The organism is Rhizobium sp. BR 314 (assembly GCF_047445805.1).
Classification (GTDB): domain Bacteria; phylum Pseudomonadota; class Alphaproteobacteria; order Rhizobiales; family Rhizobiaceae; genus Rhizobium; species Rhizobium lusitanum_B.
Genome location: NZ_JARWLA010000026.1, coordinates 62,043 through 77,374 on the forward strand (window position 1 = coordinate 62,043; position 15,332 = coordinate 77,374).

At 61.0% G+C, this 15,332-nt stretch carries 14 protein-coding genes and 1 tRNA gene; 7 read left to right on the forward strand and 8 right to left on the reverse strand.

Annotated elements, in window-relative coordinates; translation table 11 throughout:
- Window positions 1-25: 25 nt before the first annotated feature.
- The 3 genes from QD461_RS25845 to QD461_RS25855 form a co-directional block, all read right to left on the reverse strand.
- A complete protein-coding gene (locus QD461_RS25845) occupies window positions 26-469 on the reverse strand; it encodes a DUF2948 family protein (RefSeq protein WP_414090199.1) in 444 nt (147 codons plus the stop codon).
- Between the two features lie 221 nt (window positions 470-690).
- Window positions 691-1,983: a UDP-N-acetylglucosamine 1-carboxyvinyltransferase gene (murA, locus tag QD461_RS25850; protein WP_184702277.1), complete on the reverse strand. Its 1,293-nt coding sequence runs from the start codon at window positions 1,981-1,983 to the stop codon at window positions 691-693.
- 161 nt (window positions 1,984-2,144) lie between these two features.
- On the reverse strand, window positions 2,145-2,378 hold the full coding sequence (locus tag QD461_RS25855) for a hypothetical protein (protein ID WP_414090200.1): 234 nt from the start codon (window positions 2,376-2,378) through the stop codon (window positions 2,145-2,147).
- 155 nt (window positions 2,379-2,533) lie between these two features.
- On the opposite strand from QD461_RS25855, the gene QD461_RS25860 reads away from it, so the two are divergent.
- A tRNA-Thr gene (locus tag QD461_RS25860) sits at window positions 2,534-2,608 on the forward strand.
- 113 nt (window positions 2,609-2,721) lie between these two features.
- Here QD461_RS25860 and QD461_RS25865 read toward each other — a convergent pair.
- Window positions 2,722-3,348, reverse strand: coding sequence for a hypothetical protein (locus QD461_RS25865; RefSeq protein ID WP_414090201.1), 627 nt, complete (start codon window positions 3,346-3,348; stop codon window positions 2,722-2,724).
- Window positions 3,349-3,630: 282 nt separating this feature from the next.
- On the opposite strand from QD461_RS25865, the gene QD461_RS25870 reads away from it, so the two are divergent.
- Window positions 3,631-4,695, forward strand: coding sequence for a D-alanine--D-alanine ligase family protein (locus QD461_RS25870; RefSeq protein ID WP_414090202.1), 1,065 nt, complete (start codon window positions 3,631-3,633; stop codon window positions 4,693-4,695).
- A gap of 39 nt (window positions 4,696-4,734) precedes the next feature.
- On the opposite strand, the gene QD461_RS25875 is transcribed toward QD461_RS25870, so the two are convergent.
- Window positions 4,735-5,082, reverse strand: a complete 348-nt coding sequence (locus tag QD461_RS25875; RefSeq protein WP_414090203.1) for a CAP-Gly domain protein — start codon at window positions 5,080-5,082, stop codon at window positions 4,735-4,737.
- Window positions 5,083-5,325: 243 nt separating this feature from the next.
- On the opposite strand from QD461_RS25875, the gene QD461_RS25880 reads away from it, so the two are divergent.
- Both QD461_RS25880 and pdxA read left to right on the forward strand, forming a co-directional pair.
- Window positions 5,326-6,507 carry a four-carbon acid sugar kinase family protein gene (locus QD461_RS25880; protein WP_414090204.1) on the forward strand — a complete coding sequence of 394 codons (1,182 nt, stop codon included), beginning with the start codon at window positions 5,326-5,328 and terminating at the stop codon, window positions 6,505-6,507.
- Window positions 6,504-7,520 carry a 4-hydroxythreonine-4-phosphate dehydrogenase PdxA gene (gene pdxA, locus QD461_RS25885; protein WP_414090205.1) on the forward strand — a complete coding sequence of 339 codons (1,017 nt, stop codon included), beginning with the start codon at window positions 6,504-6,506 and terminating at the stop codon, window positions 7,518-7,520. Before QD461_RS25880 ends, pdxA begins: the two co-directional genes overlap by 4 nt.
- Here the strand turns inward: pdxA and QD461_RS25890 are convergent.
- Window positions 7,517-8,437, reverse strand: a complete 921-nt coding sequence (locus tag QD461_RS25890) for a LysR substrate-binding domain-containing protein (RefSeq protein WP_414090206.1) — start codon at window positions 8,435-8,437, stop codon at window positions 7,517-7,519. The genes pdxA and QD461_RS25890 overlap by 4 nt on opposite strands.
- A gap of 112 nt (window positions 8,438-8,549) precedes the next feature.
- On the opposite strand from QD461_RS25890, the gene QD461_RS25895 reads away from it, so the two are divergent.
- The 3 genes from QD461_RS25895 (at window position 8,550) to QD461_RS25905 (ending at window position 10,851) form a co-directional block, all read left to right on the forward strand.
- A complete protein-coding gene (locus QD461_RS25895) occupies window positions 8,550-9,296 on the forward strand; it encodes an SDR family oxidoreductase (protein WP_414090207.1) in 747 nt (248 codons plus the stop codon).
- A gap of 102 nt (window positions 9,297-9,398) precedes the next feature.
- Window positions 9,399-9,872: a VOC family protein gene (locus QD461_RS25900; protein ID WP_414090208.1), complete on the forward strand. Its 474-nt coding sequence runs from the start codon at window positions 9,399-9,401 to the stop codon at window positions 9,870-9,872.
- A gap of 232 nt (window positions 9,873-10,104) precedes the next feature.
- On the forward strand, window positions 10,105-10,851 hold the full coding sequence (locus QD461_RS25905; RefSeq protein ID WP_414090209.1) for a metallophosphoesterase family protein: 747 nt from the start codon (window positions 10,105-10,107) through the stop codon (window positions 10,849-10,851).
- A gap of 154 nt (window positions 10,852-11,005) precedes the next feature.
- On the opposite strand, the gene QD461_RS25910 is transcribed toward QD461_RS25905, so the two are convergent.
- Window positions 11,006-14,161, reverse strand: coding sequence for an efflux RND transporter permease subunit (locus QD461_RS25910; RefSeq protein WP_414090210.1), 3,156 nt, complete (start codon window positions 14,159-14,161; stop codon window positions 11,006-11,008).
- A gap of 22 nt (window positions 14,162-14,183) precedes the next feature.
- Window positions 14,184-15,332, reverse strand: coding sequence for an efflux RND transporter periplasmic adaptor subunit (locus QD461_RS25915; RefSeq protein WP_414090211.1), 1,149 nt, complete (start codon window positions 15,330-15,332; stop codon window positions 14,184-14,186).

The window sequence follows — 15,332 nt, forward strand, 5'->3', positions numbered from 1 at the left end:
TGCGGCGAAAACTAACCGCCGTTACCTATTCGCCGGCATCCGGATGTCGCGGCTTATGCGCCGTTTCCCACGCCCCGCCGATATCGGCAAGCTGGGCCTCGATGCATTCGACATCGAGCACAATGGTGGCATTGCCGGCAAGCGCCAGTTCGATCGTGCCGTCGGGGCCTTCGCCCTTCTGCTCGAAGCGGATGGCGAGCAGCGACAGCACGTCGTCGCGCTTGCGCCGATCGATGCCGTTCGAGCGCACCGCCTGCACCCGCTTGAACACGAGCGCGGCACGATGGCGCTCGTAGGACTTCTTGCGCTCTTCCGAGCGCGCCCAATCGAAACGATTGGCAGCAAGCGAGAATTGCTCGAGCTTCGGCGCGAAAGACATGTCGCCGACCTTGAAAACGCTATCCTGCATATGCGCGGAGATGACGGCCAGATCCTCGTTGTCGAGTGCCATTAGCTTGAGATTGCTCATTCGCTCCTTAATCCCCGATCGCGCCAGCAAACGCCGTCTCCGACATTTCTCTTCTGTGGACATAAGATGAGAGCGCCAAAGACGCAACCGAAGAAAGCGGGCTTGCCCGCTCTCTTCACGACAAGAAATGGAATTGACGCATCTTGCAGGGCCATTCGCCGCCATATCGCGGCAAAGGCTGGCCAGGCATCAAAGGCACCGGCCTGGCAGAGCGGATGACCTTAGTCGCTGATGCGCTCGACGATGGCGCCGCAACGGGTCAGCTTGTCTTCCAGGCGCTCGAAGCCGCGATCGAGGTGATAGATGCGCGACACCAGCGTCTCGCCTTCGGCGGCAAGGCCGGCGATGACGAGCGAGACGGAAGCGCGAAGGTCCGTCGCCATGACAGGCGCACCTTTCAGCTTCTCCACACCCTCGATGCGGGCCGTCTGACCTGACAGAGAGATCTTGGCGCCGAGGCGGGCAAGCTCCTGCACATGCATGAAGCGGTTTTCGAAGATCGTCTCGGTGATGTGCGAAATGCCGGACGAGCGCGTCATCAGCGCCATGAACTGCGCCTGCAAGTCGGTCGGGAAGCCGGGGAAAGGATCGGTGACGACGTCGACGGGCTTGATGCCGCCGCCATTGCGCATGATGCGGATGCCGTTGTTGGTCTGCGAAACGTCGGCGCCGGCCCGGCGCAGGCTTTCGAGCGCCGTATCGAGCAGCGCGATGTCGGTGTTTTCGAGCGTGACGTCGCCGCCCGTCATGGCGACCGCCATGGCATAGGTGCCGGTCTCGATACGATCCGGCAGCACGCGATGGCGGGCGCCGGAGAGCGAGGTGACGCCTTCGATGGTGATCGTGCTGGTGCCGGCGCCGGAAATCTTGGCGCCCATGGCGATCAGGCAGTTGGCGAGATCGACGACTTCAGGCTCGCGGGCGGCATTGCCGATCACGGTCGTGCCGCGGGCGAGCGTGGCGGCCATCATCAGCACATGCGTCGCGCCAACGGAAACCTTCGGGAAAACATAGCGGGCGCCGATGAGGCCACCCTTCGGCGCGGTGGCGTTGATATAGCCGCCGTCGATTTCCATGGTGGCGCCGAGCGCCTCGAGACCCTCGATGAAGAGATCGACCGGGCGCGTGCCGATGGCGCAGCCGCCGGGCAGCGAAACGCGCGCCTGGCCCTCGCGGGCGAGCAGCGGACCGATGACCCAGAAGCTCGCGCGCATCTTGGCGACCAGCTCGTAAGGCGCTGTGGTATCGACGATGGTGCGGCAGGTGAAGTGGATCGTGCGGGAATAGCCATCTTCCTGGCGCTCGCGACGGCCGTTGACGGCAACGTCGACGCCGTGATTGCCGAGGATGCGCATCAGAAGCTCGACATCGGCCAGATGCGGCACGTTTTCGAGCGTCAGGGTATCGCTGGTCAGAAGCGAGGCGATCATCAGCGGCAGGGCGGCATTCTTGGCGCCGGAGATCGGAATGATACCGTTAAGCTCATTGCCGCCGACAATCCTGATACGATCCATATGTGCAATACGGGCGAGGCCCGCCTTTCCTGAAGTTCCGTGCGCCAATGTCCACGCGCTTAGGGAAAAAGCGCTGTTTAGACGAAATAGATTAACGCATCAATTCGTTTGATGATGGACGACATGAATCAACGCGATTCGTCCAATTTTGCGGCAGCGCCCTAATCATCCCCTGCTTTTGCCGCCGGCAGCCCATCCGTCTCGTCGGCCTGGCCGGCGCGGCGCGCCCGCACCTGCTGTTTGCGCCGCGACAGATTCTCCCGCAATTTCTGCGCCGCGCGCTCGCGCCGCCGATCCGCCTCGGTGATCTGCTTCACGCCTTCGCCCGCCTCGCCGGGCGTCGAACCACCCTGCAAAGCCTGCTCTTCATCGATTTTCGTCTTGTCTGCACCCATGGCTTTTCCATAGCCGAAAACCTCAGCCTTCAAAAGACCGACACATTTTTTCCAACGATCTTTCAAAGAACTTGCAATTTGCGGCTTGCACTCCGCCCCGACCTATGGCAATAGCCGCCTCGCCCAATACGGCGCACCTATCAGCGCCACGGAATGCTGCTATAGCTCAGGGGTAGAGCACTCCCTTGGTAAGGGAGAGGCCGAGAGTTCAAATCTCTCTAGCAGCACCAGCCTTGCTCTTCCGGCATTAAGATAAATAGAGAAACTGTAGATTGGCTTGTAAAGCCTACGGTGTCACAGTAGCGACGCCTTTTAGCGGTGACCGACTGAACTCTCGATCAAACTAGAAGGGTATGTCGTCATCCATATGCCTCGACATTTTACCTGATGGTGCCCGTGTGTGGTCCGCCAACAAGTTTGGCTTTGGAGGCCCCTCCAGACGTAAAACCTCAGCTTCTTCCTTTTCTTTGTCTTGGCCAATTAAGTGCATGATGGTGGTCACAGCGTTCGGGACATCCGCAAGGAATGCGGTAGTTCCCCCTACACCTGCAGCCAAGAATACAAGTGCGGAGAAGGCGACTCCATATCCCAGTCTTTCCTTGTGGAGTTCGGTGCGAAACTCTTCGATCTTCCCCAAAAGCTTGCGCTTTTTGACATCCTCAAGTTGACTATTTGATACCACATCTCGAAGCTTTGAAAGTTCGCTCTCAATAATACCCTTAGTTCTGCTAGCCAGTCTGACCGAGCGCCCAACTCGCCCCGATGAACTTCTCAGCCTGAATTTTGCAACTACCCCAGTGACGACGCGGGTGAATTCTCGAACATCCTGCTCAACGCTATCAAACTGATCAACGTATTGAACTCCTGCCACCCCTAACTCGTCGGCAGCGGCTGTAACGATTGTCATGTACGAGGTACGGAGCAGGGAGTCGAAATCAGCTGGTGTTTCGTGAGAAATTGCTTTGAGCATGTTCCCTCGACATATCTGCGCTAGTGCCGCGAATTTCAGATGAGGGTCCGAAGGTAGACGCTCGTAGTCCGTCTCTGAGATTAGACCATGATAGATTTCAATTCAGTCGTCACCAGCACCACCATTTGCCACGTAAAGCTGGCCTGTCATGTGAGAGACACTTTGCAGCGTGCCAAGGGGCTTCCGCCCTTATTTCCTCCGCAATCCTCCCCAATTCCGCTGCAATCCCCCATATAAGCCCTTCTCCCATCACATCCATCTTGCCCCGGGAGAGAAGCCTCTATGTCGAAACTACGCGTCGCCGTTCTGTTTGGCGGTCAGTCCAGCGAGCATGAGGTTTCCGTCATGTCGGCCCGCAATGTCGTGAAGGCGATCGATGGCGCAAGGTATGAGATTGCGCCGATCCTGATCGATCGCGCCGGACGCTGGCTGCTGGTGGAGGAAAAGGGCGGGGCGCTGCCGGAGCCGATTGCCTATGAAGGCACGGAAGTCTGCCTGGTTCCGGGCGGCAAGGGCCGGCTGATGGCGCTGGAAGGGTCTGGCGCCCGCGAGCTGCCTGCTATCGACGTGCTGTTTCCGGTGCTGCATGGGCTGAACGGCGAGGATGGCTCCATTCAGGGCCTTGCCCAGATCGTCGGCCTCCCCCTCGTCGGCTGTGGCATTCTGGGCTCGGCCAACGCGATCGACAAGGATATGGCAAAGCGCCTGCTGCGCGAGGCCGGCCTGCCGGTGGCGCGCTCCATTACCCTTCTGCGCGGCGACAAGCCAAGCTTCGATGAGATCGTGAGCGCGCTCGGTTCGCCTGTCTTCGTCAAGCCCACGCGCCAGGGTTCGTCGGTCGGGGTCAGCAAGGTGCAGGATGCCGCAGCGTTCGAGAGCGCACTTGCCGAAGCCTTCCGGCATGACCGCAAGGTGCTGGTGGAAGAATTCGTGCGCGCCCGCGAGATCGAATGCGCCGTGCTGGAAGAACCTAACGGTACGCTCTTCGTCTCCGTGCCGGGCGAGATCGCCACGGCCGCGACCCACGGCTTCTATTCCTACGAGGCGAAATATCTCGATCAGGATGGCGCGGTCGTCACCGTGCCTGCGGATATTCCGGCCGAGACGGCAGAAATACTGAAGCGCATGGCGGCGGATGGCTTTCGCGCGCTCGGCTGCGAAGGGCTGGCACGCGTCGATTTCTTCCTGGCGCCGGATGGCAGCGTCGTCATCAACGAGATCAACACCATGCCCGGCTTCACCAATATCAGCATGTATCCCAAGGCCATCGGCGCCTCGGGCATTTCCTATCCAGAGCTCGTCAGCCGCCTGATCGAGCACGGACTTGCGCGGGCGCGGCAAGCCTAGTTGAGAAGGGCGGCAGGCTCGAGCGCCACCCGCCTGCCGTCAGACCTTCTCCTTCTTCTTGGTCTTGACCTTCGGCTCGGCCGGCGCATCCGGTGTCGGCGCGAGCAGCTTTCTGAGCGATGCGATCTTGTCCTTCACCAGCGGGCGGAAGCGGCTGGCCCGATAGGGCATATCGGCGGCGCCATAGCCCTCCGGGCCGTCATCATTACCGCGATGGATTTCCTCCAGCTTCACGCCGATGAACGTGCCGTCGACATAATGCGTGTATTCGCCGACCCAGCGGATGGTGTAGATCGTTCCCTTGCGGATCAGCTGATCGATGCTGACATGCTTGAACGTGTCGTTGATGCAGACGACCTTCTGGCCCACATGGAAATCGTAGCTCACCCCTGCCCTCCTTCAAGCGGCGGGAGCAACCCGCTGCATCGTTCAGATACAAGCATATTCGTATATGCGCCACGGAGTAAACTCAACGAATGTCGCAGCCCCAGTCAATGAAGCGGTGACAAAGCAACCCGTTGACAACCTTCATGGAAGGCTGAACATAGCCCTTCGTCCAAGCAGCCATAAGGCCTTGCTTTCATGCCCATACCCAATACCCGCAAGGCCCGCTGAAGGCACTAGAAGTCCATGCCCACCCTCCGCCTCATCGCCGACGATCTCACGGGCGCACTCGATACTGCAGTCGAATTCGTCGGCGTCTACGGGCCAATCGAGGTGTTGCGGGAAGACGCGCTTCCCGCAAACCTGCCGGATTGTCTGGCGATCGATAGCGGCACCCGCGAGAAATCGGCCGCCGAAGCGGAGACGATCGTCGGCGGCATCGCGCCGCTGCTGGAAGGCGCAGATCTTGCCTTCAAGAAAGTGGATAGCCTGTTTCGTGGTCCCTGGGTCGCCGAACTTGCAGCTTGCTTCCGGCTCGGCCACTGGGGGCACTGCATCCTGGCGCCGGCCTTTCCGCATCACGGGCGGCATACACGAGGCGGGCGGCAGGTGCTGTTTGCCGGCAAAGACGCCTGGCGCGACGTCAGTGGCGATCTCGTCACCCATTTGCGAGCCGAGGGATTGCCGGCCTTCAATACGACCCTTGATGGTGCTGAAGACCTGCCCATTCCGGATGGCATCCATGTCTTCGATGCTCACACAGATGATGATCTGGATGCCGTCATCGCATGGGTGTCTTCGCAGCTGGAGGGACCGGTCCTCTGGAGCGGTACGGGCGGCCTCGCCCGCGCCTTGGCACGCAATATCGATCTGGCGACGCATTATTGGCCCCGCGAAGCAAAAGTCCCAGATGGACGCCCGGCGCCATCAGTCCCGATTTCGCGCAAGCTGCAGAGACCGGTACTCGGCCTGTTCGGCTCAGACCAGCCAATCACTTTGGCGCAACTCCAGGCCTGCGGCCCCAACTGGCTAAAGCTTGCGGAAGGCGCCGATCCTGATGCCGTCCATTATCAGATCCAGCAAAGCGGCGTGGCGATGGTCAGCCTCGACCTGCCGACAGGGCTCGATCGTGACGATGCAGCCAAGCGCATCGCCGCGACCTTCGGCGGCACAGCCAGGGCACTCGCGGCCCCCGGCACATTGATCGTGGCCGGCGGCGAGACCCTGCGCAATCTCTGTTCGGCGCTCGGTGTCGCAGCGCTCAGTATCACAGGCCAGGCGGCACCCGGCCTGCCGCGCTCTACGATCGTCGGCGGCCCCTGGGAGGGCACCACGGTCATCTCCAAGTCAGGTGCATTCGGCGGCCCGACCTTGTGGCGCGATCTCTTGAGTGAAAATGGGCTGATTGCCGGAGGAGAAGAACCATGACGCGGCACCTGGCGATTACCATGGGCGACCCCGCCGGTATCGGCCCGGAGATCATCATCAAGGCCGCAGCTCGCCTAAAGGACAGGCTTGCAGAAGGTAAGCTAAAACTAACCATAATCGGCAGCGGCCCTGCCCTGCGCTTTGCGGAAAAGCAGTTTGCCCTCGATATCGAAATCCCGGAAGCGCAGATGGAGGGCGACTGGCCGAACCTCTGCTTCATCCAGGCCGATGCTGAAGGTGAACCGATCCTGCCGGGCCGACTTTCCGCCGATGGTGGCCGCATGGCGTTCAAGGCGATCGAGAAGGGTGTTCAGCTCGCACTATCGGGCAAGGTCGGCGGTATCGTCACCGCGCCGCTCAATAAGGAAGCGCTGAACAAGGCCGGCTTCCATTATGCCGGCCACACCGAGCTGCTGGCGGAACTGACCGGCGCACGTGGCTCGGTGATGATGCTGGCCCACGGCAATATGCGCGTCAGCCACGTGACCACCCATGTCGCTTTGGAGGACGTGCCGAAGCGCCTGACGCCCGAACGGCTGCGGCTCGTCATCGACCTCACGTACAAGGCGCTCAAAAATCTCGGCATCGCCAGCCCGAAGATTGCGGTGGCGGCGCTCAATCCGCATGCCGGCGAAGGCGGCCTCTTCGGCCGGCAGGATATCGATATTTCCGCGCCGACCATCGCCAAGGCTGTATCCGACGGTTTCGATGTCGTCGGCCCTGTTCCCGGCGACACCGTTTTCGTCAAGCTGCGCGCCGGCCAGTATGACGCCGTGATCGCGATGTATCACGATCAAGGACATATCCCGGTCAAGCTGCTAGGCTTCGAAATCGATCCGGCAACGGGCAAATGGATGGATCTCTCGGGCGTCAACATCACGCTCGGCCTGCCGATCGTACGCACCTCGGTCGACCACGGCACCGCCTTCGATATCGCCGGCAAGGGCATTGCCAATGAGCGCAGCCTGATCGAAGCGATCGAATTCGCCGAAAGGCTTGCCGCCGCGCGTTAGGACCCAGGGGCCGCCAATGTCTCGCCAAGCAGCGAATCGGTCCGTTCGGCGAGCAGCGCCAGGAACGCTTTCGTCCGGGCAGCCGGTCGCGGCCCCGGCGGATAGATGGCATGCACTTCCACTCGCTTGAACTCATAGGACGGCAGCACGGGAGCCAGCCTCCCTTCCGCGATCTCTCTTCCGCAGACGGCCGCAAACAATGCGCCTATTCCTCGCTCGGCCAGCACCGCCTCCATCAGCGGCCTCCAGTGATTGACGCGCCACTTGGTGTGGATGAGCGCTTCCACAGGTTCACCGTCGGGGCCAATCAGATGCAGCCGCTCGTCTGCCGCGAAGCCGGCAACCCTGATGAACGGATGTGCGGCTAACTCCACGGGTTCCCGCGGCAACCCATGCCGCTCGATATAGCCGGGAGCGGCCAGCATGAGCCGTCGCATCGCCCCCAGCCGGCGGGCGATGAAATTGCYGCTGCCGATTTCACCGATGCGAATGGAGAGATCCACGCCTTCGGTCATCGGGTCGACGAAGCGATCGTTCAAGGTCACGTCTATCGCCAGATCCGGATGCAATTTCTGGAATTCGACCAGCAGCCTCGGCAAAGTCATCTCGCCAAGCCCATGCGGCGCCGCGATCCGAAACGTTCCGGTCAGCGATGTCTCCGCCGACGCGACGGACGCTTCCGCCTCCTCGGTGGCTTCGATGGCGCGCTTGGCATACTCATAGAAGCGCGCCCCGGCATCGGTTGCCTGCACCGAGCGCGTCGTGCGGTAGAGGAGCCGCGCGTTCAAGTGCTTCTCCAGCTTTTCGACGCGTTCGCTGACGGTGGGCTGGCCGAGACCGAGGTCACGCGCAGCAGCCGAGAGGCTGCCGCGTTCGACGACACGAGTAAAAATGCGCATGGCGGAAAGCATATCCATATCAGCACTCTATCGTCTTTTACGATAAATGACATCGCTATTCGCTTCCTTCCCAAGCATATGCCGATCAACGATCTTCAAGCCGGTCAACTATCCAACCGGAGAACCAGCCTTGCAGACCAGCACTATTCCAATCGAAAATACGCAGTCCCACTCGTTCCAGGGACAGAATATCGTCATCATCGGCGGCTCCTCGGGTATCGGCCTGGCAACCGCCAGACAGGCCAAGAATGCCGGCGCGAACCTCTTTCTGGTATCGCGCAATCCTGAACGCCTTCGAGACGCTGCCGAAGCGATCGGCGGCGCGACCCGGATCGTTGCGGATATTGCGGCCCCGCAGCCGGCGATATTTGCCGGGATCGACAGGATCGATCATCTGCTGATCACGGCCGGAACGGTGCACCTGCAGTCGCTCAAGGATCAGTCGGAGGCGGATCTCTCGAAGGTCATCAGCGAACGACTGACCGGCCCGCTACTCGCCCTCAAGGCCGCTCTTCCGCTTCTCCATCCCGCAAGTTCGATCACGATGACCTCAGGACAATTCGCCACCCGCCCAGCCGCGATCGGTGCCGTCGTGGCGGCGGCGGTCGCCGCGGTCGAGAGCACGGTACGCGCCCTCGCTCTCGAATTGTCGCCGATGCGCATCAACGCGGTATCGCCGGGATGGGTGGATACGCCGCTGCTCGACGGATTGATGGGCGAAGCTAAGCGACAGGTCCTTGAACAAACCGCCGCGACCCTGCCCAGCCGCAATATCGGCAGGCCCGAGGATATCGCCCAGGCAATCCTGTTCCTGATGGCAAACCGCTTCATGACGGGAGAAATCTTGCATATCGATGGTGGCGGACGCCTAGTCTAACAGCCCGGCGGCCGGCAAGGCTTCAAAAAAATTCCGGAACCTTGTCGGCCTCATCGCTCTTCCTTCGTCCTAAGGACGTTCAATCGGAGAGAGGAGCACGCCATGTCCAAGATTGCCCCATGCCTTTGGTTTGCGCGAGAAGCGGAGGAAGCAGCGAATTTCTATGTCTCGCTCTTCCCGGATTCCCGGATCGATCATGTGCAGAAGAACGTCATCGACACGCCCTCCGGCAAACCCGATCAGGTTCTGGTCGTCAGCTTCACGCTTGCCGGTCAGCGTTTCATGGCGCTGAACGGTGCTAGCCATGTCGAGTTCAACCATTCGATTTCACTGGCGGTGGATTGCGCCGATCAAACCGAAGTCGATCGTCTCTGGAACGGCCTTGCAGATGGCGGAAAGCCTGTGGCATGCGGCTGGATAACGGACCGCTACGGCGTCTCGTGGCAGATCGTGCCGACGATTCTCATCAAATATATTGCCGATCCGGACAAGGCCAAGGCAGCCCGCGTCATGCAGGCGATGATGCAGATGGTCAAGCTCGACATCGCAGGCCTCGAAGCCGCCTATCGCGGCTAAGCGTTGTGGCCACTCGGAGGTTGCGCAGGAGGCGTGACTTCCGGATGCGTCGATGAAATCTCCCGCCATTTCATCCTTTCCGATCGAGGGCGGCGCCAGCATGACTTGCGGCCGGCCGCAGCTTGGAATACCGTCACGTGCAGACTCGCCCAAAGCGGGTTTCTCAAAACTATTTCAAGCAATTGAACCGCCGTGGCCGTCAGGCTCAACCCGGCGGGAAACGGTCGATTTCATGCAACATCAACGGGATCGTATAGACCTCACGGGGCGCGATTATGCCGCGGTCTATGCAATGAGCGATATTCACGGCTGCTACCACGACATGGCGAAAGCTCAACAGCGCATCGTCGAGGATGCCCGTGGCATTCCTGGCCGGAAACTGCTGATGTTTCTGGGCGATTATATCGATCGCGGCCCGCATTCCAGCGATGTGCTGGCCCATCTCTGCGCGCCGCCGCCCGAGGGCTTCGACCGCTACGCGCTTTGCGGCAATCACGACGACGTCTTCCTGCGCTTTCTGGAGAACCCCGACGCCAACAGCCGCTGGGTCGAGTTCTTCGGCGCGCTACCGACGCTCGCTTCTTATGGTGTGGATGCGAACGAGATCCTGGGCGCCAGAGGTGGCAGCCTGACGGAGCTGCGCGACCTGACGCTCAAGGCGATGCCGCCGGCGCATGTCGATCTGTTGCGATCTCTTGCCGGAGCCGTCACGCTGGGCTCGACCCTGTTCGTCCATGCCGGCGTCAGGCCGGGCATACCGCTGGCTGATCAGACCGATGAGGACCTGATGTGGATCCGTGAGCCCTTCCTGTGGGATGGCCCGCAATTGCCGCTGCTGGTGGTTCACGGTCACACACCAGGCCCTGAGCCGGTCTTTGGCCATGGCCGCATCGGCATCGACACCGCCGTCTCCATGGGTGGAACACTGACGGTTCTCAAGATCGCCGACGGCAAGCAAACGATCCTGCCACCATTCTAGAGCCTTTCTGCTTTTCTTCGAGTCGCGAAAATGCTCCATCTTTTTGTTATCACGCAATTCCGGACGGAAACCCGCTGCGCACTTTTCCTGGAATTGCTCTAGGCAACCCAAACGAAAACCCCGGCCAGAAGCCGGGGTTTGTCTTTCAAGGGCCTCACTCCGCCGCCACAGCCGGCGGCAGCTGGATAGTATTATCCTGCTCTTCGGCCTGATCCTTGGCTGGCGGCTCTGTCGACTTGTGCTTCGGTTCGCGGCCGAAGAACAAGGCATAGCCGGCGGGCAGCACGAAGATCGTCAGGATCGTCGCCACCAGGATGCCGCCCATCATCGCATAGGCGAGAGGACCCCAGAAGACGCCGCGCGAGATCGGGATCAGCGCCAGCACGGCCGTCAGTGCCGTCAGCATGATCGGCCGGAAACGACGCACGGCCGAGCCGATGATCGCCTCGCTTCGCTCCATCCCCGCCGCGATATCCTGGTCGATCTGGTCGACGAGGATAATCGAGTTGCGGATGATGATGCCGAGCAGCGCGATGACGCCGAGGATCGCCACGAAGCCGAAAGGCGCACCGCTGATCAAGAGAGCTACCGCCGCACCGATAATGCCAAGCGGACCGGTCGCCAGCACCAGCATCGCCTTGCCGAAGTGCTGCAGCTGCGCCATCAGGAGCACGACGATGATCACGAGCATGATCGGCGCCTTGGCGGCAATCGAGGCCTGGCTTTCGGCGCTGTCTTCGGCACCGCCCTGGATCTCGACCTTGTAGCCGGCCGGCAGGCTGTTCCGAAGATCGGACATGTCATTGTAGAGCTTGGCCGTCACGTCGTTCGACTGCACATTGTCGGGCAAGGTTGCCCGCACGGTGATGGTCGGCAGGCGGTCACGGCGCCACTCGATGCCCTGCTCCATGACGGGCACGATCTTGGCGACCTGCGACAGCGGAACGAAACCGCCCGAGTCTGTCGGGATATAGATCGAGTTGACCGAGGTCAGCAGATGGCGGCTCTCCTCCGGCTCGCGGGCAACGATCCCGACGGTTTCTTCGCCTTCGCGATAATTGTCGAGCGTGAAGCCGGACATGGAGGCCTGCAGCATCTGGCGGATACGCTGCGAGGTGACGCCGAGAGCGCGGGCACGATCCTGGTCGATGACCAATTTCATGGCAGGCACCTGCTCGAGCCAGTCGTCATGGATGGCGCCGAGCAGCGGATTCTGGGCAAAGCGTTGCTTCACCTGATCGGCTATGTGGCGAACTTCCTGCCGATCCGGACCCATGACGCGCATCTGCACGGGCCAGCCGGTAGGCGGACCAAGGAACAGGCGGTCGACCTTGCCGCGGACGGCAGGGAAGTCCTCTGCCAGAATGTTGCGCATCTTGGCAATCAATCGCTCGCGGGCCGGCTCATCCTTGGCCATGACCAGCAGCTGGGCATAGTTCGGGTTCGTCAGCTGCTGGTCGAGCGGCAGGAAGAAGCGCGGCGCGCCCTGGCCGACATAGGTGGCGATGAAACGCTTGTCCGGATCGTCGGCCATGCGTGCTTCCAGAGCCTGAGCCTGGCGCTCGACTTCCTTGATGCTGGTGCCTTCTGGTAGCCACAGGTCCACAAGAATTTCCGGACGTGACGACTGCGGGAAGAAGTTCTGCGGAATGAACTGGAAGGACCACAGGCTGCCGACAAAGGCGGCAAGCGTCAGAAGCAGGACGATGACGCGATGACGTACGGCCCATGCGACCGACGAATGCAGGCGGCGATAGAAGCGCGTATCGAACACGTCATGATGCTCGCCGGCATGATGCCGCTGCTTGAGGATCATGTAACCGAGCCATGGCGTGAAATAAACGGCCACGAACCAGGAGACGACGAGCGCAATGCCGACGACGTAGAACAGCGAGCGGACATACTCGCCGGCCGTCGATGCCGCAAAGCCCACCGGAATGAAGCCGGCCGTGGTGATCAATGTGCCGGTAAGCATCGGAAACGCGGTCGAGGAATAGGCAAAGCTGGCAGCATCGAGCTTCACCAGCCCCTCCTCCAGCTTGCGCTCCATGAGCTCGACCACGATCATGGCGTCATCGACCAGCAGGCCGAGCGCGATGATGAGCGCACCAAGCGAGATACGCTGCAGATCGATGCCGAGTTCGTACATGATGGCAAAGGTGGCGGCGAGCACCAACGGAATGGCGATCGCGATCACGAGGCCCGAACGCCAGCCGATCGAAAGGAACGAGACGATCAGCACGATAACGAGAGCTTCGCCGAGCGCATGCATGAACTCGCTGATTGCATCGGTGACAACGTCAGGTTGGTTGGCGATCTGGTCGACCTGAACGCCGACCGGCAGCGAGGCTTCGAAGCGCTTATAGGTCTCCTCGACGGATTTGCCGACATCGGTCACCTTGAAGCCCGGAGCCATGACGACGCCCAGCTGCACGCTCGGATGACCGTTGTAGAGGAACTTCGCGGTGTAAGGATCTTGCAGACCGGCGGTGACGCTGGCGATATCGCCGAGGCGCGTGACCTGGCCGCCAGCGGTCAGCCGCAGGTTCTTGATGTCTTCGATCTTGTTGACGTCGCCCCCGACCGAGATGCGTACCGAGCGCGTGCTGGTATCGACATTGCCGGCGGGGTCGACATTGTTCTGACCGACGATGGCATTTCTCAAGTCGTTGAGCGTCAATCCACGCTCTGCCAGAACCTTGGAGGAGACATCGATATAGATCTGCTCCGCCTGGTCGCCGATGATGGTAGCCTTCTCGACACCGGGTGTCGAAAGCAGCATGTCGCGCGCCTGGATGGCAAATTTCTTCAGCTCCGGATAGCTATAGCCGTCGCCGCTGATCGAATGCAGCGTGATGAAGGTGTCGCCGAATTCATCATTGAAATAGGGGCCGAGCAGGCCGGACGGCAGCTCGTTGCCGATATCGCCTACCTTCTTGCGGATCTGGTAGAAGGCATCCTTCACCTCGGCCGTGTTGGTATCGCCCTTGATCTGGACGGTAGTGATGGCAAAGCCGGCGCGGGTGTAGGATTTGACCCAATCGAGATGCGGCGTTTCCTGCAGCTTGCGCTCGATCTTGTTGACCACCTGGTCTTCCATGTCCTGCAAGGAAGCGCCGGGCCACACGGTCTGCACGACCATGACGCGGAAGGTGAAATCTGGGTCTTCCTTCTGGCCCATATGGGTCAGGCCGAGCGCGCCTGCGATGATGATGAGCCCGAACAGGAAACGCGCAATGCTGGGATGGGCGATCGCCCAACGCGACAGATTGAACCGCTTCCTCTCGCCAGAGGTGCTATTGATGGACATGATGTCGTCCCCTCGATCCGGGTCAGCGTACGATATCCGCCGAAGCGGCTTTGGTTTCAGCGGAGGCCTGCTGGGCTGACGCAGCCGAAAGCTTGACCTTCATGTTCTCGGTCATGAATTGCGTGCCCGCGGCAACGACGACATCGCCGGCCTTGAGACCATCGGCGATCCTGACGCCGTCATCGGCGAAATCGGCAACCTTGATGGCGCGGGAATGAACCGTTCCGGCGCTGCGATCGACGAGCCAGACGATCTTCTGTCCGTCCTTCTGCGCAAGCGCGCTCAGCGGAATGGAAACATAGGGCTGGGTATTGTCGGCGAGCGCCTCGATCGTCGCAGTCATGCCGAGCAGCACGCGCGCATCGTTCGGCAGGCTGACACGCACGGCGAAGGTACGCGACTGATCGGCGCTGCCGGAAACTTCCCGCACCTTTCCATCCAGCACGAGGGCTGCGTCGGACCAGAAGCGGGCCTTGACGTTCTTGCCGACCTTGAACTGGGCGATGTCCATTTCCGGCACCGCAACCTGCACTTCTTTCTCACCATCAACGGCAACGGTGACAACCGGCGTGCCCGAGGCGACCACCTGGCCGACATCGGCATTGATTGTCGTGACGATGCCGTTCATGTCGGACGTCAAATCGGTGTAGGCAACCTGGTTCTTGGCCTCTGTCAGTGCGGAAGCAGCGGAATCGCGCGACGAAACGGCTTGCTCATAGGAGAGCTCCGCTTGTTCTAGCTGCGACTTGGAGGTGACGTTCTTGTCGAAGAGTGCCTGCGCACGATTGCGGGCAAGCTCGGCCGTCTGCACCTGCTTTTCCGCCGAATCCAGACTTGCCTGCGAGCGGCGTACGGCAAGCGTATAATCCGTCGGATCGATGCGGGCGAGCACGTCGCCCGGCTTCACTCTCTGGCCGATATCCACCTTGCGCTCGACGATCTTGCCATTGACCCGGAAGCCGAGGTTCATATCCGTCCGCGCCTTGACTGCACCGGAATAATCGAGCTTGCGTGTCGTATCCGCCTTGGCAATCTCGACCACCTTCACCGGCCGGATGACTTCCGCCGTCTCTTCCTTCTTCTCATTGCAGCCAGAAAGTCCGAGCCCGAGGGCGGCAATGAAAGCCGCGCCGGCGAAGGCCCGTAGGGTGTTGGTCGTCAGCGAAACCAT